This is a genomic window from Arthrobacter sp. ZBG10, assembly GCF_001238605.1.
Classification (GTDB): Bacteria; Actinomycetota; Actinomycetes; order Actinomycetales; family Micrococcaceae; genus Arthrobacter.
In genome coordinates this window covers 33,776-52,740 of record NZ_LFQH01000038.1, presented here as the reverse complement: position 1 = coordinate 52,740, position 18,965 = coordinate 33,776, and the positions used below count along the sequence as shown (strand labels likewise).

Here is an 18,965-nt window from a genome sequence, read left to right as displayed (position 1 = left end):
ACGACCCCTAGAAACCGCCCACCTCCCGCCGTCGTCCTGCGTGCCGTCCACCCGGCGGAACCGCGAGGTGGACCAGCAGGTTTGTCGCAACCATCGCCTGGAGGTTTAACAACGCCTCAGCGGGACCGGGCGCGTCCGCCCAGACGTGCCGTGACTTTCTGCGCAGCCGCGGCGCACGATTCCCCGAGGGCGTGAAGGCGGTCCGTGGAAACCCGGAATCTTGGGGCAGGGATCAGGACGGCGGCCACAACGTCGCCGCGGTGATCGTAGACGGGCGCGGCCACGCCCACCTCGTCGATGGAAGTTTCTCCATAGTTAAGTGCCCAGCCGCGGCTGATGCCGTCCCTCAGCCGGACCATATAGGCATCCAGGCTGACGTCGTCGAGGCCGGGGTAAGAAATGGCGCCGCTGCGCAGGAGAGTTCGTACCCGGGCTTCGGGTTCGTTGGCAAGGAAGACCTGCACTGATGAACTCAGGGCGTCGCTGTAGCGTACGCCCAGCGGGGCGGTGTGTTTGATCTGTTGATGGCTGGCGATCTGCTCAACGCACATCGATTCGTCGCCGCTCCACACCATGAGGGCGCTGGTTTCCCCGGTCTGCTCGGTGAGTTCGCGGAGCACGGGATAGGCGACGCGGCGCTCTTCCAATTCGGCCAGCAGGGGGCCGGCCACGGCAATGAGTCCGAGCCCCAGCCGGAAGCGGCGGGTTTCCTCGTCGCGCTCCACGAGGTGTTCCTGTTCGAACGTGGCCAGGATCCTGGAGACGGTGCTTTTGTGCAGGCCCACCCGGTTGGCGATTTCGGTGACGCCCAGGAGCGGCTCGTCTGCGGTGAAGGTGCGGAGGACGGCGATCGCGTTGACGATGACGGAAGCACCCTTGCTGTCGCCGTTGGCTGTGGTCTCGGATTCAGTTGCACTCATGGTGTTTCCCATCATTCCCTACAGTCGCCGGAAGCGGCGCCAGGGGCCTGGCGCCGCTTCCTCGTGTGCCGCTAAGGAAATGATCAGCCGCCGATGATGTTGTATTCGGGGCCAAACGGGAACTTGGTGATGTTCTCGGCACCGTCTTCCCCTACTACCAGGATGTCGTGTTCCCGGTAGCCGCCGGCGCCCGGCTGGCCGTCCAGGACGGTGATCATCGGTTCCATGGAAACCACCATGCCCGGTTCCAGGACGGTGTCGATGTCCTCGCGGAGCTCCAGTCCGGCTTCCCGGCCGTAGTAGTGGCTGAGGACGCCGAAGGAATGTCCATAGCCAAAGGTGCGGTTGGCCAGCAGGCCGTGTCCCACGTAGATCTCATTAAGCTCGGCGGCGATGTCCTTGCAGACAGCCCCTGGTTTGATAAGTTCCAGGCCGCGCTTGTGGACCTCGACGTTGATGTTCCACAGTTCCAGCGATCGGGCATCTGGCTCACCGTAGAAGAGCGTCCGTTCCAGCGCGGTGTAGTAGCCGGAGGTCATGGGGAAGCAGTTCAGGGACAGGATGTCGTGTTGCTGGATCTTCCGCGTAGTGGCCCAGTTGTGGGCGCCGTCGGTGTTGATGCCCGACTGGAACCACACCCAGGTGTCGCGGATTTCGGAGTCGGGAAAGGTCCGGGCAATCTCGTGCACCATGGCTTCGGTGCCGATCAGGGCCACCTCGTATTCGGTGATTCCGGCCGTGATGGCGTTGCGGATGGCTTCGCCGCCAAGGTCGCCGATGCGGGCGCCGTGCTTGATGACCTCAATCTCTTCGGCGGACTTGATCATGCGCTGGCGCATGGCGGCCTGGGCCACATCCACCAGGTCTGCCCCGTCAAAGGCCGCCTGGATCTTGTTGCGGTTATCCAGCGGCAGCGAGTCATCCTCCACACCGAGGCGGCGCGGGCTGATCCCTCGGGTACGCAGGACCTCCTGGATGGCGAAGATGTAATTGTCGCGGCGCCAGTCGGTGTAGACCAGGTTGTCCCCGTAGCTGCGGCGCCAGGGCATACCGGCGTCGATGTTGGCGGTGACGGTGACGTTGTCGGCCTGGGTGACCACCATGGCGTACGGCCGGCCAAAGGTGGTGAAGAGGAAGTCGGAGTAATACTTGATGGAGTGGTAGCTGGTCAGGACGACGGCGTCCAGATCCTTCGCTGCCATGATCCGGCGCAGGCCGGCCAGGCGGCGTTCAAACTCGGCGTCGGAGAACGTCAGGCTGACCTTTTTGCCGTTCCGAAGGATCTTGGTGCGCTCCAGTTCAGCGACGGTGGTTGCGTTATCGGTGCTAACGGTCATGGTGATGCCTTTCTGCGGTGCTGTTCTTGGTGAGGAAAAGGGTGTGGAGCCGGGGCGGCTACTCGTGGCGCAGCGGTTCCCTGCACGTTTCGCGGGAGAGCGCGACGGCGACCAGGGAGATAAGGGCCGCCGCGACCAGATACCAGGCGGGAGCGAGGTCGTTGCCCGTCGACGCGATCAGGAGCGTTGCCATGAACGGAGCGGTGCCGCCGAACAGGGCGTTGGACAGGTTGAAGCTGACCGCGAAGCCGCTGTAGCGGACGCGGGTGGGGAACATTTCGGCCAGGAAGCTGGGCAGCGTGCCGTCGTTAAGGGTGAGCATGGCGCCCAACAGGATCTGGACCAGGACGATGATGAGGAAGTTCCCTGTTCCCAGCAGCGCGAACGCGGGCACGGTCAGCAGGATGAACGTGATGGACGCGCTGATCAGCACTTTTTTGCGTCCGTAGCGATCTGACAGCATCCCGGTCAGGAAGATGAAGCCGATATAGGTAACGAGCGCAATGGTGGTGGCGAGGAATGATTCGGTGGCACCGAGGCCCAGCTCAGAGGACAGGTAGGTTGGCATGTAACTGAGGATCACGTAGAACCCGACGGCGTTGAGCAGCACGGCGCCGACGGCCTTGAGTAGCAGCCGCCAGTGGTTCCGGAACAACCCCGCCACCGGCGCTTTGATGGTTTCGTCTTCCGCTGCCAACTCACGGAACACCGGGGTGTCTTCGAGCTTGGTCCGGATGTAGCGGCCAATCAGTCCCATCGGGGCGGCCAGCAGGAACGGCAGGCGCCAGCCCCAGCCGTGCATCGCCTCGGTGCTGAGCATGGTGGTCAGCAGACCCGCAATCAGGGAGCCGAAGAGAAGTCCGGCCGCGGTGCTCGCGGGAACCACTGCGGCGTACAGGCCGCGCTTGTTCGCGGGAGCGTACTCCACCAGGAAGGCCGAGGCCCCGGCGTATTCCCCGGAAGCGGAGAAGCCCTGAACAACGCGGATCATCAACAGAAGGACCGGCGCCCAGATGCCGATGGTGTCGTAACCCGGGATCAGGGCGATGCAGAAGGTTGCAGCGGACATGATCAGGATTGAAAGGGAGAGTGCGGTGCGTCGGCCCACTTTGTCCCCGATGTGGCCCCAGACGAAGCCGCCAAGCGGACGCACCAGGAACGAGATGGCAAAAAGGGCGAACGTCAGCAGGAGTCCCGTCTGGGGGTCCGACTCAGGGAAGAACACGGTGGCGATCGTGACGGCCAGGTATCCGTAGACGGCGTAGTCGAACCATTCAACAAAGTTGCCGATGAAGCTTGCCGCGACGACCCGGCGGCGCGTTTCCCTGCTGACGACGTTGTCAGCAAGGTGCAGCTGCTGGCCGCTAAGTGTGCTGCCTCCATGGGCGCGGTTATGCTCCGCACTCGCGATTCCTTGGAGAGGGGAGGATGAAGTCTCGTTACTCATTTGTCCACCAAGTTGTTTAGGGTTGCAATAAGCGCAACGCTGTTGCAATAGATTATGCGTGATGCGCGACACAGTCAATGCTTTTTCGAGTGCTTCCCACCGCGATTCCGCTCTATTTCACTGCCTCATCATGACGCATTGGCCAGGCTGCCGCCGTCGTCCCAGCTTTCACGAGGAACCAACGGCGAGCGCCGCGGTTGGTTCATTGGTTGCATTCAGCACAACAAAGTTGCTAACCGGGCCCAACGCGAGTCCGACGCCGGGCGCCCGCGTCTCCACGAAGGAATCCCATGCGAGCCAGGACGGGAGGCCGTCGGGCGCCGCCCTGTAGGAACCCGCCGGAAACAGAACGCAAAAATCCCCGGTCGGGTTCTCCCGACCGGGGATTGCTGCGGTGCGTTCGGCGGAGGCGGGCGTAAAGGCTCCGCCCAATGACTCGCCGCTTACTCCCCGCGGGCCGTGGCCAGATGACCTGCCGCGGCAATTTCCAGGTGCGTCAGGTCCGACGCCACGGTCACGAACGTGAAGCCCTCCGCGATCCGCTGGGCCGCCACCTCACCGCTGGGCGTGTGGATCGCCGCGATGACGTCGGCGGCTTCGGCCGCCTCCCGTATGGTCACCAGGGCGGCGTTGAAGACCTCTGCCACGTCCGGATCGTTCGGGAACTTCCCGCCCACGGCGAGGCATAGATCGGACGGGCCGATGTACACCCCGTCGATCCCGGGCACTGCGCAGATCTCCTTCACGTTCTCCAAGCCTTCGGGCGTCTCGATCATGGCCAGGCACAGCACGGTGGCATCGGCTTCAGCAGGCTTGGGACCGATCCGCAGCGCCGAGCGCATGGGACCGTAGGACCGCATGCCGTGCGGCGGGTACCGGACTGCCCGGACGGCGGCGGCGGCTTCAGCCGCGTTGTTGATCAGCGGCACGATCACGCCCGCGGCACCGGCGTCGAGCGCCTGCCCAATGAACGCCGCGTTGTTCGGGTGCACCCGGACCATCCCGGCTGCACCCGCGGCGTCGATCGCCATCAGGCCGTGCAGCCAGCCGGAGTACCCCATCAGGCCGTGCTGGGCGTCCAGGGCCACGTAGTCGTACCCCAGCCGCGCCACCCGCTCGGTGGATACCGGCGAGTCCAGCACCACCCAGTATCCGACGACGGCCTGCTTGGCCCGGGCTTTTTCGGCAAATGCTGCGGCGCTCATGGCGGATTCCTCTTCAGTTTGGCGATTCAATGGTCAGCAGAAGGCTAGCGGTTGTACTTGGGCATGGGCCCGCGGATTTCCGCGGCCACCGCGTCGCACGCGGCCACCACATCGGCCGGCAGCGGACCCTTTGCCGCGGCCGCGATATTGGCCTGCAGCTGCTCCACTTTGGACCCGCCCAACAAGACGGACCCTACCCCCGGCTTGCTGAGCAGCCACCGCAGGGACAGCTCCGGCATCGGCAGGCCCGCGCCGTCGGCAATCCCGGCCAACTGCCGCACAGCCTCAAAAAGCCGCGGGTCCCAGTACCGCTGGCGGTACATTTCAGCCAGCCGCGAGTTACCGAACCGGCCTTCAGCGGGCTCCTCCGAAAAGGTGTGCCTGCCAGTAAGCAACCCGCCGCCCAGCGGGTTGTAGACCATCGTCAGCAGTCCGGTGTGCTCCGCAAACTCCAGGTATTCGTCCTCCAGCCGGGTGGCCAGCAGGTTGTACAGCTGCTGCGCCACCACCGGGCGGACGACGCCGGCAGCATCGGCAACGGCATTCAGCTCGCCGATCTGCCACGCGGCGAAGTTGGACACACCCCACGCGCCCACCTTGCCTTCGGTGATCAGGCGGCCGACGGCGGCAACCGTCTCAGCGGGCGGCGCGGCACGGTCGGGCATGTGCAGGTAGAACAGGTCCAGCCGGTCGGTGGCGAGCCTGCGGAGGCTGCCTTCCACCGAGAGGCGCAGGCCGTCCGCGGAGAGCGGTGAATGCTCCCCGGCGTCCGGGTGCGGCATGCCGGCCTTGGAGGCGAGGATGACGGCGTCGCGGTGGGCGGGAAGGAGCTTGGCCAGGATTTCCTCGGTGATTCCCCCGGCGTACCCGTTGGCCGTATCAATCACGGTGATGCCGGCGTCGAGCGCTGTTTCCAGCATCCCCGCCGCGACCTCTTCGGACGCGGTGTCCCCAAACGTCATGGTGCCCAGCGCCAGCTGCGAGATGGGCAGCTCCAGTCCCGCCACGGTGGTTCCCTGCATCAGCTTGCTTCCTCCATCAGTACGGGTTCGCCCTGGGGCGCTACTTTGTTCAGGCGGGACACGACGTCCCGTGGTTTGCGTCCGGTCATGGTCAGCGGGTCCAGCGCGGCGGCCCGCAGCGCACGGGTATAGGGGTCGCGGGGCGTGGTGAGGACCTGCTCCGTTGGCCCCTGCTCCACAATCCTTCCCTTGGACATCACCAGGACGTGGCTGCTGCTTTCGCGCACCACACCCAGGTTGTGGCTGATCATCAGGTACGTCAGACCGGTGGCGTGCTGGATGTCCGCCAGCAGGTCAAGGACCTGCGCCTGGACGGAGACATCCAGTGCGCTGGTGGCTTCGTCGCACACCAGCAGCTCCGGTTTGGAGGCCAGCGCCCGGGCAATGCCGATGCGCTGCCGCTGCCCGCCGGAAAACTCTGCCGGCCGCCGGCCCAACGCCGAGGACGGCAGGCCCACCTGGTCGATCAGCTTGGCTGCCTCGGCCCGTCGTTCCTTCGCGGAGCGGATGCCGCGCAGCGTCAGCGGTTCGGCCACGATGTCCTCGGCCGTCAGGTGCGGGTCCAGGGAACCGTAGGGGTCCTGGAAGACCATCTGCACCTTGGCGCGGAGGGGCCGCAGCTGGCGTGCCGGCATCCGGGCGATGTCCTGGCCGCTGAGCAGGATCTGGCCGGAGGTGGGAGTGAGCAGCCGGACGATTGCCTTGGCGATGGTGGACTTGCCGCAGCCCGACTCCCCCACAATCGCCACGGTGCTGCCCCGGGGCACGTCGAAGCTGACGTCGTCCACGGCCCGGAAGGTGCTGCGGTGCACGGCGTAGTCCACGGTGAGGTTCTTGACGGACAGCACCAGGTCCTTCGCCGGCAGCGTTCCGGCCGGGGTCTGCAGGGTGGCGCTCACGGGTGTGCTCCGTTCAAAGTGTTGGACGTGGCCGGGTTAAAGACCGGGGTATCGTGCGGCGGTTCCCCGTCCCAGTGCCCCAGCTTGGGCACCGCGGCCAGCAGCTTCTGCGTGTAGTCGGTCTGCGGGTGCTCCACAATCTGCTCCACTTCACCGCTTTCGACAAACTTTCCGTCCTTCATCACGTGGATCCGGTCCGAGACCAGCCGGGCCACGCCCAGGTCGTGCGTGATCATAAGGATGGCCACGGAGGTGCGCTCCTGCAGTTCCATCAACAGATCCAGGATGCCGGCCTGCACGGTGACATCCAGGGCGCTGGTAGGTTCGTCAGCCACCAGCAGCACCGGATCCACAGCGAGCGCCATGGCGATCAGGACACGCTGGAGCATGCCGCCGGAGAGCTGGTGCGGGTACTTCTTCAGCTGCGCGTCAGGGCTGGGGATGCGGACCTGTTCCAACAGCTCCAGGCAGCGCCGATTCAGGTCGGCTTTGGACATGGCACCTTTGCGGAGCACGGCCTCGCCCAGCTGCCGGCCGATGGTGTGCACCGGGGACAGGGCCGTCATGGCATCCTGCGGGATCAGCGCCACAGACCGGCCGCGGAGTTTCGCGAATTTCTTCGTTTCGGTGACCACGTCCACGCCGTCCAGCATGGCGTGGCCGGAGATGACGGCGAGGTCGTCCGGCAGGAGCCTCAGGAGGCCCATCGCCGTCGTACTCTTTCCCGATCCTGACTCACCGATGATGGTGACGGTCTGGCCGGCGTCGATGCTGAAGGAGACGCCGTCCACGGCGCGGATCACCCCGCCGGTGGTCATCAGTTCGATGGAAAGGTCGCGGACCTCGAGGACGCTCATGCTGTGGTTTCCTTCCGGCGGCGGACGCGGTCCCGGAGGCCGTCCGCCAGCAGGTTGACCCCCACCACCAGGATGGCGATCACGGCGCCGGGCAGGGTGACGATCCACCAGGAGGTGGTGAGGAAGTCCTGGCCGTCGGAGATGATGCGGCCCCAGGTGGCGAACGGGCGCTGCGGCCCGGCGCCCAGGAAGCTCAGGGCGCTTTCCATCAGGACGGCGGTGGCCAGCAGCAGCAGGACCACCACGATCACCTGGTTGATGACGTTGGGGATGATGTGCTTCACCAGTGTGGTGATCTGGGGCAGGCCCAGCACCTTGGCGGCCTGCACGTAGGGTTTTTCGCGTTCCACCAGGACCAGTGACCGGGTGAGGCGGGCAGGTTCGGGCCATTGGGCGATCGCGATCACAAACGTGATGACGGGGATGGACGGGCCAAAGAGGGCCACCACCAGCAGGAGCATCATGAGCAGCGGCAGGGAGAGCTGGGCTTCGATCAGGCGGGACACCACGGCGTCCATCCAGCCGCCGAAGAATCCGGCGAGGGCACCGAGGACAACGCCCACGACGCCGGAAATCACCACGGCGAGCACACCGATGGTCAGTGACACCTGGCCGCCGTGCAGGACGCGGGAGAGGATGTCCCGGCCCAGCTGGTCGGTGCCGAAGAGGTGGCCGCCGCTGAGCGGCGGCAGGAAGCGGGACGTGATGTTTTGGGCATCGACGTCGGGCAGCGGCAGGACCTGCGCCAGGACGATCGGCAGGACCACGATGGCGGTGAGGAACGCCCCCAGGACCATCTTCACCTTCGCCGAGCGTTCCCGGCGGGCCGCGGAGGAGCGCTTGAGCAGCTGCTTGGTGACCGCCGTCGGGCGTTTCATGGCCTGGGCGGCGAGCGGGATTTCGTTGATGGTGCTCATGCCACGGACACCTTTCCGAGCCGGACGCGGGGGTCCAGCAGCGGGTAGCAGAGATCGATCAGCAGCTGGACGCCGACGGCGAGGACGGACGTCACCAGCACTGTTGCCTGGATGAGGGGGTAGTCGCGGGTTTCGAGTGCCCGGACCACCAGGGAGCCGAGGCCCGGCCAGTTGAACACCACTTCCACCACCACCACGCCGTTGAGCATGCCGGCAAACCGGGTGCCCAGGGTGGTGAGGATGGGGATGGAGGAGTTGCGCATGGCGTAGGCCCAGGTGAGTTTCTGCTCGCCGGTGCCGCGGGCGCGGGCCACCGTCAGGTAGGGGGCGGCCAGGTTGGACCCCACCTCGCGGCGGACCATCCGGGACACCAGGGCGATCTGCAGGATGGCGATGGTGGCAACGGGCAGCACCACCCCGGACCAGCTGGTGAAGCCGGAGGACGGGAAGATGGGGAACACCACGGCGAACAGGGTCAGGAGCATGATGCCGATCCAGAAATCGGGCATCGACTGGCCGGCGATGGTGAGGACGTTGACGCCCAGCTCACGCTTGGTGTCGGCGCGCTTGGCCATCCAGACGCCCAGCGGGATGGCCACCACGATGGCCAGGAGGATGGCGAGGACCGCCAGGAAGATGGTGTTGGGCAGCCGGCCCAGCACCACGTCCAGGGCGGGTGCCTGGAAGGAGTATGACTTGCCGATGTTTCCGGCGGCCAGTTCCTTGAGGAAGATGCCGTATTGGGTGAAGAGGGGTTCATTGAGCCCCATGGAGGTCCGGATTTTTTCCAGGTCCCCGGTGGAGGCCAGCGGCCCGGCCAGGGCGTAGGCCGGGTCGCCGGGAGCCATGCGGATGAGCACAAAGACTGTGGACACGGTCAGGAAGATCGTGAGCAGGCTTTGGCTCAACCGTTTGGCGACGTATGTGAGCATGGGGCTAGCCGTTCACCTTGACTGTGGAGAGCTGGTACGAGTTGATGGGGCGGAGCTTGACGCCTTCCACCCGGGCGCGGCGGGCCAGGACGGCGTTGGGGATGAAGGCCCACATGCACGGCCACTTGGCCCAGATGTCCTTCTGGACCTGGGTGAGCAGTGCGGTGCTCTTGGCCTGGTCCGTCTCTGACGTGGCGGTGATGATTTTGCTGCTGATTTCTGGGAAAACGAAGCCGTGGTACGTGTCGCGGGTGGCTTCCTTCTCCGCCGTGCCGGCGTACATGCCCTGCAGGTTGGTCAGGGCCAGGCCGGTCTGGTTTCCATAGCCGTTGCCCAGGATGTCCCAGTCGCCGGCCTTGCCCTGCCGCCAGGAGGAGATGTCGCCGCCCGGTTCGAACTGCTGCAGCTCGGCCGTCACGCCGATTTCCTTCATCATTTCCACCAGGGCTTCCATGATGGAAACGTCGGCGGCGAATTCACCGGTTTCCCAGATCACCTTGACGGACAGGTTGGACACGCCCAGTCCGGCCAGCAGGGACTTGGCCTTGCCGGGATCGTAGGCGTATTCGCCGGTTTCCACGGCGCCGGCCAGGGTCTGCGGGACCACACCCTTGGCGGAGGTGACGGTGCCACCCAGGATGCCTTCCACCACGGACTTGCTGTCGAACCCGTAGGACAGGGCCTCGCGGACCTCGGGGTCCGACATGGGGCTGTCCGCCGGCTTGCGGAAGTTGTAGAACAGCTGGTTGTAGCGGGTTCCGGTGACCGATTCGATCTCGATGCCGTCCACGGATTTCAGCTGGGCCACCGAGTCCGGGGTGATGGAGTCAATCACGTCCACCTCGCCGGAACGCAGGGCTACCACGCGGCTGGACTCCTCGGACATAAACCGGACGTTGACTTCGCTGACGCTGGGCTTCTCGCCCCAGTAGTTCTCGTTGACCACCAGCTTGTAGGTGCCGGTGCCGCGGTCCGCGGAGGCCACTTTGTACGGGCCGGTGCCCACGCCGTCCTGCAGCTCTTCGGGCTTGTTGGCGGCGGCCGGGGTGATCAGGATGTTGGACATCAGCGTGCTGAGCACCGGCAGCGGCGCCTTGGTGTCCAGGGTGAAGGTCAGCTCGTCCTTCTTGGTGACGGTGGGCCATTCCGGGAACTGCGGGGCCAGGAAGGAGCCGTTGACCTGGCTGTACATCTCCAGGGCCTTGGCCACATCCTCCACGGCCACGCTGGAGCCGTCCGAATACTTGATGTCGTTGCGGAGCTTGACCGTCCACTGTGTGGGGCTGGTCAGTTCAAAGGACTCGGCCAGGACGTTGCGGGGCTTGAGGTCATCGCCGATTTCCGTCAGGGCCTGGCGGACGGCCCGCTGGACGGTGACGGCGGCGTCGAACTGGTTGAGTTTGTTGTCCAGGCTGACCAGGGAGCGGTTCAGGCCCAGGGTCAGGGTGGTGGAACCGGTGGCTCCACCACCCGGGGCGCTCGGCGCCACGCAGGCTGTGACGGCGGGTGCCAGCACTGCGCCTGCTCCGGCCAAGGCGCCCCACCGCAGGAGGGAACGCCGGGAGAGGGAACGCTGTGCCACTTCGCCGAGGAATCCGCTGCCGCCGGCAACGTTGTCGGATCGAGTCATCTTTGACCTCCAAGTAAGGGGCCGGCACCTGCCGGCCGAGGCGCTGCATCCTGGTGATACCTGCCCCGCTGGTGTTACTGCCATCACAATGCCACGATTGCGCAAAGCGCGCAATAGGGCTAGCGTGTTTTGTGCAGACCAGATAGTTTTCGGTATGCAGGATCCATAACGCCGATGCCAAAGGAGGCAGCAATGCTACGCATACTTGCCATTGCTGACGACCTTTCCGGCGCGGCCGAGACCGCCGCGGCGCTGCTGGGCGGCTCTTCCCACTTGACCGAATCCTGTGCGCAGAGTGCGCATTCCTTGCCTTTAAAGCAGGGAACGGACGACGGCGGCCCCCAGGTCCGCCTGCTCCCGCACGGTCCGGAAGACCTTGCGGCAGCCGTGGCCTGCCTGCCGTGGGCGGCCGCCACTTTGGTTCTGGACACGGACAACCGGGCGTTCCCGGCGGACGTTGCCGCGGACAGGCTCCGGTTGATCCTGGGGGCGCTGCCCTCCGGGGATGCCGCTCCCCTGGTCTTCCTGAAACTCGATTCGCTGCTCCGCGGACCGGTGGCGCGGCAATTGGAAGTCCTGGCGGAGGGCGGCCCCGTCCTCCTGGCCCCCGCGCTGCCCGCAATGGGCCGCAGCACTGTCAACGGGATGGTGCACCATGGGGGTGTCCCGCTGCACCGGACCCCGCTCTGGGATGCCGAACCGACGGCAGCGCCCGAGTCTGTCGCCGCAACCCTGGCTCCCCTGGACACCACCCTGATCAGCCTGGCGGCCGTCCGCTCCGGAACCCCGGCCCTGACCGCCCTCCTGATGGCGGCGAGCGCCGGCCACCCGGCAGCCGTCATCGTCTGCGACGCGGAAACCACGGCGGACCTGGACCTCATTGCCCGGGCCGCCCGCGGCATCCCGGGCCTGCGGCTTGCCGGCGCATCCGCATTGGGCGCTGCCCTGGCCCGGACTGCAGGGCACACACCCGAGGCGAGGGCCGCCGTCGTCCGCTCCCCCAAAGCCCGGCAGGACGCCAAGGCGCCGTTGCTGGTGGTGGGCTCGGCGTCAGGACCGGCGCGGGAGCAGCTCCACGCTCTGGCAGCGGGCGGCGTCCCCGTCATCACGTTTGCCCCGCAGGATCTCCTGGCCGGAAACCCGTCAACCGCCGCGCTGGAAACTGCGCTCCGGGCTGGTCCGGCGGCGGTCACGGTGGCGGCGGCCAACGTGGATCCGGTGGCGTCGGCCCGGATCGCCGGCGCGCTGGCCCGGACAGTTGCACCGTTTGCCAAAGACCGGCCGCTGATGCTGACCGGCGGCGAAACTGCGCGGCACGTGCTGGCTGCACTCGGCGTCCAGCAACTCTTGGTGCTGGGCGAGATCGAACACGGCGCCGTCCTGTCCCGAACGCCGGCCGGGATGCCCGTGGTCACCCGGCCCGGAAGTTTCGGCAGCCGGGACAGCCTCCGCACCATCCTGGCCGCACTCGACGGCTCCCCTGAACCTTCCGCGGCGGAGGATCCCTCCCCCGCCGCACTCCCCCTGCCGACGGCACCCCAGCCGTCCCTGCCCCCTGAAGGACACTTCATGAACAACACTGATTCTGCGGAACTGCCCTACGTGGCCGTCACCATGGGCGATGGCGCCGGGGTGGGACCCGAGGTGGTGGTGGCCGCCGTGCTGGATCCGCAGAGCAACGCCGAGTGCCGGCCCGTGGTGGTCGGGGACGCGCTGCGGCTGCGCCAGGCCGCCGAGGTGCTGGGCATTGAGGCGGACATCCAGGTGATCACGGACGTGGAGGACGCGGTGTTCACGCCGGGCCGGGTGAACGTGATCGACTTGGCGCTGCTGCCGGAAGACCTGCCGTGGGGGCAGCTCTCCCCGGTGGCCGGGCATGCGGCGTACGAGTACATCCGGGTGGCCAGCGAGCTGGCGATGGCCGGGAAGGTGCAGGCCATCTGCACGGCGCCGCTGAATAAGGAGGCGCTGCACGCGGCCGGCCACATTTTCCCGGGGCACACCGAGCTGTTGGCGCAGCTGACGGGCACGGAGGAGGTGTCCATGATGCTCTCCACACCCAAGATCAAGGTGATCCACGTGACCACGCACATCGGACTGATGGACGCCGTCCGGAAGATCAACCCGGACCTGGTGGAACGCACCATCCGGCGCGGGAACGAGGCACTGATCCGGGCCGGGATCCCCAACCCGAAGATCGGCGTTTGCGCCATCAATCCGCACGCCGGCGAGAACGGCTTGTTCGGCCAGGGCGAGGAAGCCGAGAAAATCGAGCCCGGTGTGAAGGCTGCGCAGGCGGCCGGGATCAATGCGGTGGGTCCGCTGCCGGCGGATACCCTGTTTTTCCTGGCCGGCCGCGGCGACTACGACCTGGTGGTGGCCATGTACCACGACCAGGGCCACGGCCCGGTGAAGGTGCTGGGCATCGAGGCCGGCGTGAACATCACGGTGGGCCTGCCGGTAATCCGCACGTCAGTGGACCACGGCACCGCCTTTGACATCGCCGGCAAGGCCATCGCGGATCCGCGGTCCATGGTGGAGGCGCTGCACCAGGCGGCGGAGATGGCAACCCGGCCCGCCGTGGCCGTGTAGCAACCATGTTTTCGGGACGCCGGAACTAGCATGGGTACTTATCCCACGGGAAGGAGGCCGGGAATGATGTCAGCGGATGCGCGGCGCGAGGAGATCTACCACCTGGCCGTGACCACCGGCCTGGCCTCCGTGGAGGAACTGTCCGCGCGCTTCGAGGTGACCGCGTCCACCATCCGCCGGGACCTGGCGCTGCTCAACGGGCAGGGCCGGCTGGCCCGCACCTACGGCGGTGCGATGGCCCTGGGCGCGCACCCGGAGGCGTCGCTGCGGCAGCGCACGGGCGAGGCGTTTGAGCAGAAGCATGCGATCGCCCGCTGGGCGGCGGCCGTGATCCAGCCTGGGGAGAACATCCTGCTCGACGCCGGCTCCACCGTGGGTGCCCTGGCGCATGAACTGCGCGGCTTCGACCGGTTGTCCGTGACGACGCCGGGCATCAACACCATGCAGGAACTCGCCGAGTCCGACGGCATCGAGGTGGACTGCCTGGGCGGCCGGCTGCGCAGCCTTTCGCAGAGTTTTGTGGGCCCGCTGGCCGAGGCGGCGCTGGAGCGGATGAGCTTTGACCGGGTGTTCCTGGGCGCCGACGCCGTCACCGCCGAGGACGGCATCTGCGAGGCCGACCACGCCCAGACCCGGCTCAAGGAGCTCATGGCCCGCCGCGGGAACGCCGTCTACGTCCTGGCGGACTCGTCCAAACTCGGGCTGCGGCCCTTCCATGCGTGGGCTCGGCTCGCTTTGCCGTGGACTTTGGTGACGGACGACGGCGCCGACCCCGCCCAGGTGCAGAAGTTCCGGGACGCCGGGGTACAGGTTGAGGTGGCTGCGGTTTAGCGGTTGTTGAGAGCCCAGTACCACTATGTTAGACGTCACACCCGGCCCTTTATACGCTGGCGACGTATCGGCCGCGAGCAGTGGCCTGGTCAACGGGCCTGCCCTCCAGATACTGGCCGGACCGCGGCAGCGTTGCCCGTGGTTAGGTCGCTAATCCACGAAATCGTAGTAAGGACCCAAGTTGCGCGGCCGGAGGCAGGTCAAATAACGTCCGTAGCCGCGCAAATCTTGTCTACCTACGGCCCTCAGTGATACCCGTTACGATTCGACTATGACAAATAAAAACAACGCAACGCCGAACCCGGACAATCGTGGCCAGCGCCCTGAGGAGATTCTTGAGTCTCTTGTCGGCTCATCGTGGACCTCCGATCCGAGCGCGGCACGTATAAGTACGTCATCCACTGAGGAAATTGTGGATTCGGAAGACGATTGACGCTAGATGGGCTCGAGGCTATCGTGACATTCCTTTTGCTGGTAGCGCCCGGTGCGATCTGGGAATTGGAGCGGTCAAAGTTTGTTCCTGGAGTCAAGGAGTCTTCCCTTATCGAGCTTGCCCGCATTGCATTGGTATCCCTACTTGGGACGGGTACTGCTGTAGTAGTGACGATGCCGCTATTTTGGTGGCCGTTTTATCGCGATGCTGAAGCTTCCAAGCTCGACCCGTTCCTATCGCCAGTCTCTACGGTCCCCTACGTTGCTGCAGCAGTTGTGACATCCGGTATCGCTTGTCTAATTGTCTACTTCGTAGCTCTCTGCAAATGGCCCACGCGTAGATCCATAACGGGCATTCGACTTTGGCACCGCTACTTCGTCACCCGGCGACCGTTAAATGCGGGTGATCCCGTACTGATTGTGGAACTCATGGAAGAAACCATATGGAAGGGCCCTGTAACGGGATTCGATTCAGACCCAGAAGACAGCCAAAGGTGGCTGAGCCTCACTCAACCCATGAGCAGAAAACGAAGAGGACACCTGAAATTTGAACGAATCTCATCTTCCATGGATTCAGTACTTTTACCGGAGAATCAGATAAAATCCATTCAGGTAAGTTATCCGTCCGCAAAGCCTCTATCCAAGGATCGTGCAGAGGAGGAGCCGGACTTTCGCTCGGTATTGGGAGACGTTAGAACACTTGCTCCAAGAATTTCAGCCTGGTCCGGGCGTCGACTCAAGCGCTAAGTCGCGCAAGATAATACTGGCGGGTCGAGCATTAGTCCACAATGGTTCTCATTCTTATACGCTACAAAGGTTGTGCACATTCACAGTATCGGTCCTAAGGGATGATTGCTACTGTAATTTACACAAGTTGAGCGCTTGACAGGATAAGCAGCTTTAACCCAAAATTGAATAATTTTAAGCAGTTATTAACGAATGAGGACTAATGCGGGGGAATGCAAGTTTTGACGGGGTAACAGAGAGATTTGAGCACGGATACAAGATTCTATGCGTCCAAGACCCGAATGCCTTGACGCAAGTTGTGGGGTGGCTTAAGTTCACGTCTGAAGGCGGCGTAGCCCTCTACAGGGGCTAGTCCCGGCTCCACGATGACATGGCGGCAACGGGGTTTCGTGGGTTATCGGTGAGAGCCCACGCCACCTTCGCACACCAAATGCGTTCCTACATCGACGATCTTTATGGATCAAGCTGCACTTGTGATCCTGAGTTCAGTAAGTTCAGTCGAACCCATCTATGTGCGGAACAACTCAAATCCTCTGCCGGTGGTGGTCATGCCATAGTTTCTGGTACTTACAGGGCCACCGTTGAACCACTGCTGCAGCACTATGGTCTCAAGACACGCTGGCTCGATGTGGTCGATAATATATGGGTAGCGCTGTGGTTCGCCTGCCATGCGCAGATAACTGTCGGTAGGTATGCCCACCACAGCCGCCGGTCGGTGGGACAGGAAGGAACTGCGGCAAAAGCGTACGTCTACGTATTTGAAACCGGTGAAACTGACTCAACCTCGATCCCTGGGTATCAAGTAGGCGAAAAGACGCGACTGGTCGATTTGCGATATTCCGTGCCCTCTATATATCTTCGCCCGCATGCGCAGCATGGAGTACTCATAGCGCCCAGGCAAATCGATAGTGACCCGACAAATTCTCAAGGTTCGCTTAAACCAAGGGTCAGCGGTGTCATTGAGATCAACCTTGCTGATGCCCTAGATTGGCTAAACACCGGCGGGATGACCTCCGGATACGTTCTTTTCCCGCCAGCTACACGCGACGAGGGTTACCGACGGTTGCTTGATTGGCCCCAAGCACCACCAATAGGTTTAGGCTCGATCACATACTACGGCCCTGGTAACTGACATCCCTGAAATCGTCGCGACGCCTCGGCAATCAAATTACGGATGACTCATTCAATACTCAAGGGCGCTCAGGTTACGGTGCTGGGCACCGAGGCAGCCGTAGACTTCGCAGTAGGCCTGCCGGTGATCCGCACGTCCGTGGGCCTCGTCACCGCGTTCGACATCGCCGATCCCGGTCCATGGTGGAGGCCCTGCACCAGGAAGCGGAGATGGCCACTTGGCTGGCCCGGCAAGTGCCCTGGCGCACGAACCGCGCGGCTTTACCGACCTGCCTGTGGGGACGCCCGGCATCAACACCATGCAGGAACTTGCCGAGTCCGACGGCATCGAGGTGGACTGCCTGGGCGTCCGGCTGCGGAGCCGCTCCCAGAATTTTGTGGGCCCTCTGGCGGAGGCCGCCCTGGAGCGGATGAGTTTTGACCCGGTGTTCCTGGGCGCCGATGCCGTCACGGCCGAGGACGGCATCTGCGAGGCCGACCACGCCAAGCCCCGGCTCGAGGAGCTGATGGCCCGCAGTGGCAACGCCGTCTATGTCCTGGCGGATTCGTACAAGCTGGGCCTGCGGCCGTTCCACGCGTGGGCGCGGCTGGCGCTGCTGTGGACTTTGGTGACGGACGACGGCGGCGACGCCGCCCAGGTGGCCAAGTTCCGGGACGCCGGGGTTGCGGTTGAGGTGGCTGCGGTTTCGCGGTACGGCATCACCCTCGCTGGCGTTACAAATGGCCCCTCCCCGCACATAAGGTGCTGGCGACACCGCTCATGCGGGCTGGCGCCGCTCATTCGGACTTCATCGGCAATTTGAACTCACGGCCGCTGGAATTGAGACACGGGGCGCGACCATGATCCAAATCGAAGGAGCCACCGTGGAAGCATCAGCAGTTACATCCTGGATGTTTGTAGAAGAGTGCCCCATCCCGCAGGATGTCGTGGAGCTGCTGGTCCCTGTTGAACAACCGGTCGCGGCCCAGCGGACGTTCCGCGACAGCGCCATCTTCACCACCAAGCGGCTGATCGTTCGCGACGCCCAAGGCATCACCGGTAAAAAGGTGGAGGTGTACTCCCTGCCATACTCGGCCATCATCATGCTCATCGCCCATTCGGTCCTCGGTACCCCGCAGGAGGCGACGTCACAAGCACGCCGGACCGATGCTGCTGATACAGGCGGCGGTCGTTGACGTGTGGACGCACGAGCGGCCGTGCCCGGCCAAGGAAGTTGCTGCCTTCGCGGACGCCAAACGCGCAACCGTTGTGAACCATGGGGCCCAGCGATACGATTTTGGCGGGGAGAGGCCGCGTCTCGATGAAGAGCGTTAGGGGCCTGACATGACTGACTTTTTCACGATGCATCCCGGCGAAACCGCGGCTCCGCTGCCGCCGGGTCCGGTGCTCTGCTCAGGGACCGCGGGCATGCGCCGGATCCACCGTTTCTTCCTGTGGGCGTATGGCGAGGCGCCGGGGCTGGTGCGGTCCGCGGCCGCAGGCGATATTTCCCGCGCCGCCTACGTGGGCGAGGCCCTGGGCAACTTCGACATGGTGCTCCACACGCACCACGAGGGCGAGGACCTGCTGATGTACCCACAGCTGTCCGAACGCGCACCCGGCTGCGCGTTGCACATCGGGCAGATGCTGGCCCAGCACCGGCAGGTGACGGAACGGCTGGAAAGTATCGAGCCCCTTCGCCTGCGCTGGATGGAAACCGCTGACATAGCAACCCGCGAAGAGCTCGCGGAGCTTTACGCCGACCTGTCCGCTGTCCTGAACGTGCACCTGCGCCGTGAGGTGACAGAAGTGATGCCGGTGGTGGACAGATTAATGACCGAAAAAGAACTGAAAGCGGCCGCAGAGCACGGCATCCAGCAGTTCGACAAGAAGTTCCTGGTGGGATACCTCGGAATGGTGCTTGCGACGAACCCGCCTGCGGACCGCGTGGAAATGTTCAAGGATATCCCCGCACCGATCCGCCTGGCTTACCGGCTGGTGGGACGCCGGATGTACCGGCGGCAGTACTCTGCACTGTTCCCGGGCCGCGAGGTTCCGGCGACCCTGTAAGCGCCCGAGTTAACAG

16 protein-coding genes and 1 pseudogene are annotated in these 18,965 nt (G+C 64.7%); 7 read left to right on the top strand and 10 right to left on the bottom strand.

The features are described 5' to 3' along the window. Positions 1-116: 116 nt before the first annotated feature. The 10 genes from ACU18_RS10005 to ACU18_RS09960 all read right to left on the bottom strand — a co-directional run bounded on the left by ACU18_RS10005 (position 117) and on the right by ACU18_RS09960 (position 11,166). Positions 117-920, bottom strand: a complete 804-nt coding sequence (locus ACU18_RS10005; protein WP_050685405.1) for an IclR family transcriptional regulator — start codon at positions 918-920, stop codon at positions 117-119. 83 nt (positions 921-1,003) lie between these two features. After that, positions 1,004-2,257 carry an aminopeptidase P family protein gene (locus tag ACU18_RS10000; RefSeq protein WP_050685401.1) on the bottom strand — a complete coding sequence of 418 codons (1,254 nt, stop codon included), beginning with the start codon at positions 2,255-2,257 and terminating at the stop codon, positions 1,004-1,006. Positions 2,258-2,315: 58 nt separating this feature from the next. Further along, entirely contained in the window at positions 2,316-3,704 is a 1,389-nt protein-coding gene (locus tag ACU18_RS09995) for an MFS transporter (RefSeq protein ID WP_050685400.1), read from the bottom strand. Positions 3,705-4,147: 443 nt separating this feature from the next. After that, on the bottom strand, positions 4,148-4,909 hold the full coding sequence (locus tag ACU18_RS09990; protein ID WP_050685399.1) for an HpcH/HpaI aldolase family protein: 762 nt from the start codon (positions 4,907-4,909) through the stop codon (positions 4,148-4,150). Positions 4,910-4,953: 44 nt separating this feature from the next. Next, a complete protein-coding gene (locus ACU18_RS09985) occupies positions 4,954-5,931 on the bottom strand; it encodes an aldo/keto reductase (RefSeq protein ID WP_050685398.1) in 978 nt (325 codons plus the stop codon). Continuing rightward, complete coding sequence (locus ACU18_RS09980; RefSeq protein WP_050685397.1) at positions 5,931-6,830, bottom strand: ATP-binding cassette domain-containing protein; 900 nt, start codon at positions 6,828-6,830, stop codon at positions 5,931-5,933. Before ACU18_RS09980 ends, ACU18_RS09985 begins: the two co-directional genes overlap by 1 nt. Beyond that, positions 6,827-7,687 (bottom strand): ABC transporter ATP-binding protein, encoded by an 861-nt coding sequence (locus ACU18_RS09975; RefSeq protein ID WP_050685396.1) that lies wholly within the window; start codon positions 7,685-7,687, stop codon positions 6,827-6,829. The genes ACU18_RS09980 and ACU18_RS09975 overlap by 4 nt, the downstream gene beginning before the upstream one ends. Then, positions 7,684-8,604: an ABC transporter permease gene (locus ACU18_RS09970; RefSeq protein WP_050685395.1), complete on the bottom strand. Its 921-nt coding sequence runs from the start codon at positions 8,602-8,604 to the stop codon at positions 7,684-7,686. Before ACU18_RS09970 ends, ACU18_RS09975 begins: the two co-directional genes overlap by 4 nt. Next, positions 8,601-9,536, bottom strand: coding sequence for an ABC transporter permease (locus ACU18_RS09965; protein WP_050685394.1), 936 nt, complete (start codon positions 9,534-9,536; stop codon positions 8,601-8,603). The genes ACU18_RS09970 and ACU18_RS09965 overlap by 4 nt, the downstream gene beginning before the upstream one ends. 4 nt (positions 9,537-9,540) lie before the next feature. Continuing rightward, complete coding sequence (locus ACU18_RS09960) at positions 9,541-11,166, bottom strand: ABC transporter substrate-binding protein (RefSeq protein ID WP_050685393.1); 1,626 nt, start codon at positions 11,164-11,166, stop codon at positions 9,541-9,543. 192 nt (positions 11,167-11,358) lie between these two features. Between ACU18_RS09960 and pdxA the strand changes: the two genes are divergently transcribed. The 7 genes and pseudogenes from pdxA to ACU18_RS09935 all read left to right on the top strand — a co-directional run bounded on the left by pdxA (position 11,359) and on the right by ACU18_RS09935 (position 18,949). Further along, positions 11,359-13,758 carry a 4-hydroxythreonine-4-phosphate dehydrogenase PdxA gene (pdxA, locus tag ACU18_RS09955; protein WP_050685392.1) on the top strand — a complete coding sequence of 800 codons (2,400 nt, stop codon included), beginning with the start codon at positions 11,359-11,361 and terminating at the stop codon, positions 13,756-13,758. A 63-nt stretch (positions 13,759-13,821) separates the two neighbouring features. Continuing rightward, on the top strand, positions 13,822-14,589 hold the full coding sequence (locus tag ACU18_RS09950; RefSeq protein ID WP_050685391.1) for a DeoR/GlpR family DNA-binding transcription regulator: 768 nt from the start codon (positions 13,822-13,824) through the stop codon (positions 14,587-14,589). 429 nt (positions 14,590-15,018) lie between these two features. Then, positions 15,019-15,768, top strand: a complete 750-nt coding sequence (locus tag ACU18_RS20425) for a DUF6338 family protein (protein WP_442853706.1) — start codon at positions 15,019-15,021, stop codon at positions 15,766-15,768. Positions 15,769-16,138: 370 nt separating this feature from the next. Continuing rightward, entirely contained in the window at positions 16,139-16,900 is a 762-nt protein-coding gene (locus ACU18_RS20420) for an FRG domain-containing protein (RefSeq protein ID WP_082178271.1), read from the top strand. A gap of 235 nt (positions 16,901-17,135) precedes the next feature. Next, a pseudogene (locus ACU18_RS09945) lies at positions 17,136-17,588 on the top strand (DeoR/GlpR family DNA-binding transcription regulator); the annotation flags it as partial. 175 nt (positions 17,589-17,763) lie between these two features. Further along, the gene (locus ACU18_RS09940) at positions 17,764-18,075 is read left to right on the top strand and encodes a PH domain-containing protein (RefSeq protein ID WP_082178273.1); all 312 of its coding nucleotides are present in this window, start codon (positions 17,764-17,766) and stop codon (positions 18,073-18,075) included. 148 nt (positions 18,076-18,223) lie between these two features. Further along, positions 18,224-18,949, top strand: coding sequence for a hemerythrin domain-containing protein (locus ACU18_RS09935; RefSeq protein ID WP_050685390.1), 726 nt, complete (start codon positions 18,224-18,226; stop codon positions 18,947-18,949). The last annotated feature ends 16 nt before the right edge of the window (positions 18,950-18,965 follow it).

Bases quoted from the DNA above. Each gene is read 5' to 3' on its own strand.
- ACU18_RS10005 (WP_050685405.1), bottom strand. From the start codon at position 920: ATGAGTGCAACTGAATCCGAGACCACAGCCAACGGCGACAGCAAGGGT.
- ACU18_RS10000 (WP_050685401.1), bottom strand. From the start codon at position 2,257: ATGACCGTTAGCACCGATAACGCAACCACCGTCGCTGAACTGGAGCGC.
- ACU18_RS09995 (WP_050685400.1), bottom strand. From the start codon at position 3,704: ATGAGTAACGAGACTTCATCCTCCCCTCTCCAAGGAATCGCGAGTGCG.
- ACU18_RS09990 (WP_050685399.1), bottom strand. From the start codon at position 4,909: ATGAGCGCCGCAGCATTTGCCGAAAAAGCCCGGGCCAAGCAGGCCGTC.
- ACU18_RS09985 (WP_050685398.1), bottom strand. From the start codon at position 5,931: ATGCAGGGAACCACCGTGGCGGGACTGGAGCTGCCCATCTCGCAGCTG.
- ACU18_RS09975 (WP_050685396.1), bottom strand. From the start codon at position 7,687: ATGAGCGTCCTCGAGGTCCGCGACCTTTCCATCGAACTGATGACCACC.
- ACU18_RS09970 (WP_050685395.1), bottom strand. From the start codon at position 8,604: ATGAGCACCATCAACGAAATCCCGCTCGCCGCCCAGGCCATGAAACGC.
- ACU18_RS09965 (WP_050685394.1), bottom strand. From the start codon at position 9,536: ATGCTCACATACGTCGCCAAACGGTTGAGCCAAAGCCTGCTCACGATC.
- ACU18_RS09960 (WP_050685393.1), bottom strand. From the start codon at position 11,166: ATGACTCGATCCGACAACGTTGCCGGCGGCAGCGGATTCCTCGGCGAA.
- pdxA (WP_050685392.1), top strand. From the start codon at position 11,359: ATGCTACGCATACTTGCCATTGCTGACGACCTTTCCGGCGCGGCCGAG.
- ACU18_RS09950 (WP_050685391.1), top strand. From the start codon at position 13,822: ATGATGTCAGCGGATGCGCGGCGCGAGGAGATCTACCACCTGGCCGTG.
- ACU18_RS20420 (WP_082178271.1), top strand. From the start codon at position 16,139: ATGGCGGCAACGGGGTTTCGTGGGTTATCGGTGAGAGCCCACGCCACC.
- ACU18_RS09935 (WP_050685390.1), top strand. From the start codon at position 18,224: ATGACTGACTTTTTCACGATGCATCCCGGCGAAACCGCGGCTCCGCTG.